The following is a 7360-nucleotide window of genomic DNA, read 5'->3' on the forward strand; positions in this document are numbered from 1 at the left end:
TTTAGGGAAGGTGCGAATAAGCGGGGAAATTCTTCTCGGCTGACTCAGTCATTTCATTTCTTCATGTTTGAGCCGATTTTTTCTCCCGTAAATGCCTTGAATCAGCCTATTTAGACCGTTTCTTCGCCATTTAAGGCGTTATCCCCAGTTTTTAGTGAGATCTCTCCCACTGACGTATCATTTGGTCCGCCCGAAACAGGTTGGCCAGCGTGAATAACATCGCCAGTTGGTTATCGTTTTTCAGCAACCCCTTGTATCTGGCTTTCACGAAGCCGAACTGTCGCTTGATGATGCGAAATGGGTGCTCCACCTTGGCCCGGATGCTGGCTTTCATGTATTCGATGTTGATGGCCGTTTTGTTCTTGCGTGGATGCTGTTTCAAGGTTCTTACCTTGCCGGGGCGCTCGGCGATCAGCCAGTCCACATCCACCTCGGCCAGCTCCTCGCGCTGTGGCGCCCCTTGGTAGCCGGCATCGGCTGAGACAAATTGCTCCTCTCCATGCAGCAGATTACCCAGCTGATTGAGGTCATGCTCGTTGGCCGCGGTGGTGACTAGGCTGTGGGTCAGGCCACTCTTGGCATCGACACCAATGTGGGCCTTCATGCCAAAGTGCCACTGATTGCCTTTCTTGGTCTGATGCATCTCCGGATCGCGTTGCTGCTCTTTGTTCTTGGTCGAGCTGGGTGCCTCAATGATGGTGGCATCGACCAAGGTGCCTTGAGTCATCATGACGCCTGCTTCGGCCAGCCAGCGATTGATGGTCTTGAACAATTGGCGGGCCAGTTGATGCTGCTCCAGCAGGTGGCGGAAATTCATGATGGTGGTGCGGTCAGGCAAGGCGCTATCCAGGGATAACCGGGCAAACCGACGCATGGAGGCGATTTCGTACAGAGCATCTTCCATCGCGCCATCGCTCAGGTTGTACCAATGCTGCATGCAGTGAATGCGTAGCATGGTTTCCAGCGGATAAGGTCGCCGGCCATTACCAGCCTTGGGGTAAAACGGCTCGATGACTTCCACCATGTTTTGCCATGGCAGAATCTGCTCCATACGGGACAAGAAAATCTCTTTTCTGGTCTGACGGCGCTTACTGCTGAATTCACTGTCGGCGAAGGTAAGTTGATGACTCATGATGAACCCTGTTCCATGGCTCCAGATGACAAACATGATCTCATATCAGGGACTTGTTCGCACCTTCCTAAGCGTCGGCATGGTTCTAGCGATCATATGTCACCGACAGAATATGAAAACCAGTATTATCAACGGCTCGGAAGTGTCTAAATAGCTGCGCGGAATAGTAGATCACTGAAAGGGAACTCAGCCCGGATTGTGCGATCTGATCAATCGCCAAACCAACCAAAATCACCAACCGGACTGAGCGATGCCGATCATAGTACCAATACCCCGTGGCGAACGACGCCTGATGCAGAAAGCTATTCATAAAACGCGTGATAAAAATCATGCCCGCAGACTCACGGCCATGCTGATGCTTCATCGGGGTGAACGGGTCAGCGATGTTGCCAGAACTCTCTGTTGTGCCCGTTCATCCGTTGGTCGCTGGATTAACTGGTTTACGCACTCAGGTATTGAAGGCCTGAAATCCTTACCCGCAGGGCGCTCCCGACGCTGGCCTTTTGAACATATCTGCACCCTGTTACGTGAGCTGATAAAGCATTCTCCCGGCGATTTTGGTTATCAACGTTCACGCTGGAGCACCGAATTACTGGCAATAAAAATCAATGAGATAACCGGTTGCCAGTTACATGCAGGAACCGTTCGCCGCTGGTTGCCATCTGCGGGGCTTGTATGGCGCAGGGCCGCGCCAACTCTGCGTATCCGTGACCCACATAAAGATGAAAAGATGGCGGTAATCCACAAAGCGCTGGATGAATGCAGCGCAGAGCATCCGGTATTTTATGAAGATGAAGTGGATATCCACCTTAATCCTAAAATCGGTGCGGACTGGCAGTTGCGCGGACAGCAGAAACGGGTAGTGACGCCGGGGCAGAACGAAAAATACTATCTGGCCGGCGCACTGCACAGTGGCACGGGTAAAGTCAGCTACGTGGGCGGCAACAGCAAAAGTTCAGCGCTGTTTATCGCTCTGCTGAAGCACCTGAAAGCCACTTATCGGCGGGCGAAAACAATCACGCTGATCGTTGATAACTACATTATCCATAAAAGCCGCGAAACACAGCGCTGGTTGAAAGCAAATCCCAAGTTCAGGGTAATTTACCAGCCGGTTTACTCGCCGTGGGTGAATCATGTGGAACAGCTATGGCAGGCACTTCATGACACGATAACCCGTAATCATCAGTGCCGCTCAATGTGGCAGTTACTGAAAAAGGTCCGCCATTTTATGGAAACCGCCAGCCCATTCCCCGGAGGAAAACATGGTCAGGCAAAAGTGTAGCGGTATTAGGCGCAGCTATTTAGATTATCCGTGGCGATTCAGGCTTTTTTATGTCCGTTACTATTAGCATAATCACTACCTACATCAGGGCTGTGCCTTAACACGCATGACGTTAAAGGCGGTGTGTGCAAAACTGATTAGCAGATAGCCGCAGACCGGGAGCGAAACATCCTTGCGGCTGAGCGCTGCGTCAATACCTACGGCAATGGACGACAACTAAGCGACAATACATTTTCTGCTGTAACGTCGATCACGTTTAACGCTGGTTGCGCCAGTATGCAGAAATCAACTCTGTTTAATTACCTGCGACAGGGAAAGATAACTAGTGCCTGCAACCAGTTCCCACGCTGGGGTATACGACGGAGGAAAAATCCTTCCCGGCCTGGTGACTCGTCGCGCAGCGGAAAAGCAGCTCTGTCTGGATGGTGTGAAATGAATCTGATTTGCTTCGTCATTGCTGCGTTTCTTGCCTTAGATGGTAATGATGCGTGGCCGTGGTTTCTGGCTGTTGGAATAATCATGTCATGAGCCGCGTGACCGCCATTATCAGCGCTGTGGTTATGCTCAACGGCGAGAGAGTGGACGATGATCGCTTGCAACTCGATACCAATCCGCTGCTGATGGATGCGATCAGCGCGGTGAAATATTTAGCTGGCAAAATGGAGCAATTGCAAAACATCATTGCAGAGCTGAAGGCATCAAATGCATGATTGGTATCGCTAATTTTATTCTCCAGACATCCACATATCAGCCTCTTCGAACATCTCCAGGATAACTCTGCCAATTTGTTCTTTTTCATGCTTACTGGCATCTGTATAGCCCCTCAGGGCATGTCCATTCCTATTGCTATGTGTTTTGGTTATGAGACACGAGATGACGTGTTATGCATTCCTTTTACAATATGTTACAAAATGTAGGTGTATTCACAGGGAACTTTTAACTAGCTTACAGCATGAGAAGGCTGGATTTTTTTGTGTATAGATAATTATACAATGACAGCCCGATACGCAGTGGCAAATATAAAACGAGGGTTCAACCATGAAAGTTAAAGTACTATCCCTCTTGGTACCGGCTCTGCTGGTAGCAGGTGCAGCAAATGCGGCTGAAATTTATAACAAAGATGGCAACAAATTAGACCTGTACGGTAAAATTGATGGCTTGCATTACTTTTCTGATGACAAGAGCGTCGATGGCGATCAGACCTACATGCGTATCGGCGTGAAGGGCGAAACCCAGATTAATGACCAACTGACTGGCTACGGTCAGTGGGAATACAACGTTCAGGCGAACAACGTTGAAGGTTCTGACAAGCAGTCCTGGACTCGTCTGGCATTTGCTGGTCTGAAATTCGGCGACGTGGGCTCTTTCGACTACGGTCGTAACTACGGCGTTGTCTACGACGTAACTTCCTGGACTGACGTTCTGCCAGAGTTTGGCGGTGACACTTATGGCTCTGACAACTTCATGCAGCAGCGTGCTAATGGTGTTGCAACCTATCGTAACTCTGACTTCTTCGGTCTGGTTGACGGCCTGAACTTTGCGCTGCAGTACCAGGGTAAAAACGGTAGTGTAAGTGGTGAAGGCCAGACTAACAATGGTCGCGGCTGGAACAAACAGAACGGTGATGGCTTCGGAACAGCGATCACTTATGATATTTGGGAAGGCATCAGCGCAGGTTTTGCATACTCTCATTCTAAACGAACTGATGACCAGAATGCTGCAGGTCTGGTTGGTCGAGGTAAATACGCAGAAACTTACACTGGTGGCTTGAAATATGACGCGAACAATATTTACTTGGCTGCGGAGTATACCCAAACTTATAATGCGACTCGTTTCAGTGGTGATTCCGTCAGTGGTTATGCTAATAAAGCACAAAACTTTGAAGTGGTTGCACAGTACCAGTTCGACTTCGGTCTGCGTCCGTCCGTGGCATACCTGCAGTCCAAAGGTAAAGACATCGAAGGTTTCGGCGATCAGGATCTGCTGAAATATGTTGATGTAGCCGCGACCTACTACTTCAACAAAAACATGTCTGCTTATGTTGATTATAAAATCAATTTGGTGGATGACAATCGTTTCACCAGTGCTGCTGGCATCTCTACTGATGACATTGTCGCACTTGGTTTAGTATATCAGTTTTAATTATTTACCAAACACCGGCCTTGGTGGCCGGTGTTTGTGTCGATATGATGGATAAGATATGATGGATAATAAGCCATTAAATAAAAAAGAACTTGAAAGTATTTTCCTTACTTCAGGGGCTTTTAATCCGAAGGGGTTGTATCTGGGGGAGGGGTTTCGTAAACAGGCCCTTGAATTGGGTTTTCCTCCATATATTTTACCCACAGAGATTAACATTGTTTTGCATTATTCGCCTGAGTTGAGTGTACGAACTTTTGTTTCTACTTTATGGAATACTGGTGCTTCATTAACTGAAGTGATTCATTTAGAACGGAAGTCTTTTGTTTTTAAATCTCCTCGCCCATATGTTAAAGTATTAAGTTCTGAAACTGAATCATTGTCGTTAGATAACGATAATAGATTGTCTCCCCGCCGGAAAATTCCTTTACTTTCCCCATATTATATAGCTCAAGTTAAGTTATTGATTGCTACTTTGAAAATAGCGGGTAATACTTGCGGCGATTCCACCAAACCTAGGAGGATATGGGATGTGGACAATTTCATTGCGACATCATGGATAGATAATGCTATTAAACATGCCAGATTGGATGGCGTGATTTTTCCAGTAGAAGTCACGCCGGATGCAATTAAACACGCATTTGCAATGAATATGCTGATCTTGGGAGTTGAGCCATCAATAGTAATGAAGTTAATGGGGTTTAAAAGGAATAAGTGGCTTGAAATATATTTGAAAGTTAAATGCTTAATTATGTCCTTGGAGAGGGATATGTGATAAAAAGCGATGCTTTGGATCATGTTGAGGTGCTCGAAATTGCGACACACTCGATCAACTATACGAGGCTGGATAATTGTACGGTTTAACCCCCCACTCCCCACCCATACAGTTGTATGCAAGGCCTGCAGAGTGGGGAGGACTGAAGATTTTTTCGATGGCTGGCGTGAATATGGAATGATCTGCAGTCGTATAGAGTTTTTAATTATTCATTTATCACTGCTGAGCAAAGTGCGATAAATTAAACCGCCCAGTATCCCACCAATGATTGGCATGACCCAGAATAACCATAATTGTTGCAATGCCCAACCGCCCTGAAAAATCGCTACCGCAGTGCTACGCGCCGGGTTTACCGACGTGTTGGTGACCGGAATGCTGATCAGGTGAATAAGCGTCAGTGCCAGTCCAATGGCGATAGGGGCGAAGCCGGCAGGAGCGCTTTTATCCGTGGAACCGTGAATAACCAGCAGGAAGCCACATGTCAGGACAATCTCTATCACAATGGCGGAAAGCATTGAGAAGCCGCCCGGAGAGTGTTCGCCATAACCGTTCGAAGCGAACCCGCTAGCGGTGGCGTCGAAGCCCGCTTTACCGCTGGCGACAACATACAGAATAGCGGCGGCGATAATACCGCCGACGACTTGGGCGATAATATAACCAATTACGTCTTTGGCCGGGAAACGACCTCCAGCCCATAAACCTAAAGTCACTGCCGGGTTAAAATGTCCGCCGGAAATATGACCGACGGCATATGCCATGGTTAATACCGTTAAACCGAAGGCCAGCGCCACCCCAGCAAAACCAATTCCTAATCCCGGGAATGCTGCCGCAAGGGAAGGTGCGAATAAGCGGGGAAATTCTTCTCGGCTGACTCAGTCATTTCATTTCTTCATGTTTGAGCCGATTTTTTCTCCCGTAAATGCCTTGAATCAGCCTATTTAGACCGTTTCTTCGCCATTTAAGGCGTTATCCCCAGTTTTTAGTGAGATCTCTCCCACTGACGTATCATTTGGTCCGCCCGAAACAGGTTGGCCAGCGTGAATAACATCGCCAGTTGGTTATCGTTTTTCAGCAACCCCTTGTATCTGGCTTTCACGAAGCCGAACTGTCGCTTGATGATGCGAAATGGGTGCTCCACCTTGGCCCGGATGCTGGCTTTCATGTATTCGATGTTGATGGCCGTTTTGTTCTTGCGTGGATGCTGTTTCAAGGTTCTTACCTTGCCGGGGCGCTCGGCGATCAGCCAGTCCACATCCACCTCGGCCAGCTCCTCGCGCTGTGGCGCCCCTTGGTAGCCGGCATCGGCTGAGACAAATTGCTCCTCTCCATGCAGCAGATTACCCAGCTGATTGAGGTCATGCTCGTTGGCCGCGGTGGTGACTAGGCTGTGGGTCAGGCCACTCTTGGCATCGACACCAATGTGGGCCTTCATGCCAAAGTGCCACTGATTGCCTTTCTTGGTCTGATGCATCTCCGGATCGCGTTGCTGCTCTTTGTTCTTGGTCGAGCTGGGTGCCTCAATGATGGTGGCATCGACCAAGGTGCCTTGAGTCATCATGACGCCTGCTTCGGCCAGCCAGCGATTGATGGTCTTGAACAATTGGCGGGCCAGTTGATGCTGCTCCAGCAGGTGGCGGAAATTCATGATGGTGGTGCGGTCAGGCAAGGCGCTATCCAGGGATAACCGGGCAAACCGACGCATGGAGGCGATTTCGTACAGAGCATCTTCCATCGCGCCATCGCTCAGGTTGTACCAATGCTGCATGCAGTGAATGCGTAGCATGGTTTCCAGCGGATAAGGTCGCCGGCCATTACCAGCCTTGGGGTAAAACGGCTCGATGACTTCCACCATGTTTTGCCATGGCAGAATCTGCTCCATACGGGACAAGAAAATCTCTTTTCTGGTCTGACGGCGCTTACTGCTGAATTCACTGTCGGCGAAGGTAAGTTGATGACTCATGATGAACCCTGTTCCATGGCTCCAGATGACAAACATGATCTCATATCAGGGACTTGTTCGCACCTTCCTTAG

General features: G+C 48.9%; 6 protein-coding genes and 3 pseudogenes. 5 read left to right on the forward strand and 4 right to left on the reverse strand.

Annotated elements, in window-relative coordinates:
* Positions 1 to 151 precede the first annotated feature (151 nt).
* The gene (locus L2I46_RS28245; protein ID WP_042934497.1) at positions 152 to 1132 is read right to left on the reverse strand and encodes an IS5-like element IS5 family transposase; all 981 of its coding nucleotides are present in this window, start codon (positions 1130 to 1132) and stop codon (positions 152 to 154) included.
* Positions 1133 to 1382: 250 nt separating this feature from the next.
* Here L2I46_RS28245 and L2I46_RS28250 point away from each other — a divergent pair, with 250 nt between their 5' ends.
* The 3 genes and pseudogenes from L2I46_RS28250 (at position 1383) to L2I46_RS28260 (ending at position 3124) form a co-directional block, all read left to right on the forward strand.
* Entirely contained in the window at positions 1383 to 2414 is a 1032-nt protein-coding gene (locus L2I46_RS28250) for an IS630-like element ISEc33 family transposase (RefSeq protein ID WP_001752311.1), read from the forward strand.
* Between the two features lie 99 nt (positions 2415 to 2513).
* Positions 2514 to 2850, forward strand: a pseudogene (locus tag L2I46_RS28255) (glycoside hydrolase family protein); the annotation flags it as partial.
* Between the two features lie 88 nt (positions 2851 to 2938).
* Positions 2939 to 3124 (forward strand): hypothetical protein, encoded by a 186-nt coding sequence (locus L2I46_RS28260; protein ID WP_017901373.1) that lies wholly within the window; start codon positions 2939 to 2941, stop codon positions 3122 to 3124.
* Positions 3125 to 3139: 15 nt separating this feature from the next.
* On the opposite strand, the pseudogene L2I46_RS28265 reads toward L2I46_RS28260, so the two are convergent.
* Positions 3140 to 3229: pseudogene (locus L2I46_RS28265) on the reverse strand (DinI-like family protein); the annotation flags it as partial.
* Positions 3230 to 3452: 223 nt separating this feature from the next.
* Between L2I46_RS28265 and L2I46_RS28270 the strand changes: the two are divergent.
* Positions 3453 to 4556 (forward strand): porin OmpC, encoded by a 1104-nt coding sequence (locus L2I46_RS28270; protein ID WP_017901372.1) that lies wholly within the window; start codon positions 3453 to 3455, stop codon positions 4554 to 4556.
* A 58-nt stretch (positions 4557 to 4614) separates the two neighbouring features.
* Entirely contained in the window at positions 4615 to 5328 is a 714-nt protein-coding gene (locus tag L2I46_RS28275) for a tyrosine-type recombinase/integrase (protein WP_071600436.1), read from the forward strand.
* A 209-nt stretch (positions 5329 to 5537) separates the two neighbouring features.
* On the opposite strand, the pseudogene aqpZ reads toward L2I46_RS28275, so the two are convergent.
* A pseudogene (gene aqpZ, locus L2I46_RS28280) lies at positions 5538 to 6161 on the reverse strand (aquaporin Z); the annotation flags it as partial.
* Positions 6162 to 6307: 146 nt separating this feature from the next.
* Positions 6308 to 7288 carry an IS5-like element IS5 family transposase gene (locus L2I46_RS28285; RefSeq protein WP_042934497.1) on the reverse strand — a complete coding sequence of 327 codons (981 nt, stop codon included), beginning with the start codon at positions 7286 to 7288 and terminating at the stop codon, positions 6308 to 6310.
* Between the last annotated feature and the right edge of the window lie 72 nt (positions 7289 to 7360).

Source organism: Klebsiella sp. 2019SCSN059 (assembly GCF_021739525.1).
In the GTDB taxonomy this organism is placed as follows: Bacteria; Pseudomonadota; Gammaproteobacteria; order Enterobacterales; family Enterobacteriaceae; genus Klebsiella; species Klebsiella quasipneumoniae.

What these genes read in the sequence shown, in the direction of transcription:
- L2I46_RS28270 (WP_017901372.1), top strand. Translation starts at nt 3,453, where the DNA reads ATGAAAGTTAAAGTACTATCCCTCTTGGTACCGGCTCTGCTGGTAGCA.
- L2I46_RS28285 (WP_042934497.1), bottom strand. Translation starts at nt 7,288, where the DNA reads ATGAGTCATCAACTTACCTTCGCCGACAGTGAATTCAGCAGTAAGCGC.
- L2I46_RS28260 (WP_017901373.1), top strand. Translation starts at nt 2,939, where the DNA reads ATGAGCCGCGTGACCGCCATTATCAGCGCTGTGGTTATGCTCAACGGC.
- L2I46_RS28245 (WP_042934497.1), bottom strand. Translation starts at nt 1,132, where the DNA reads ATGAGTCATCAACTTACCTTCGCCGACAGTGAATTCAGCAGTAAGCGC.
- L2I46_RS28250 (WP_001752311.1), top strand. Translation starts at nt 1,383, where the DNA reads ATGCCGATCATAGTACCAATACCCCGTGGCGAACGACGCCTGATGCAG.
- L2I46_RS28275 (WP_071600436.1), top strand. Translation starts at nt 4,615, where the DNA reads ATGATGGATAATAAGCCATTAAATAAAAAAGAACTTGAAAGTATTTTC.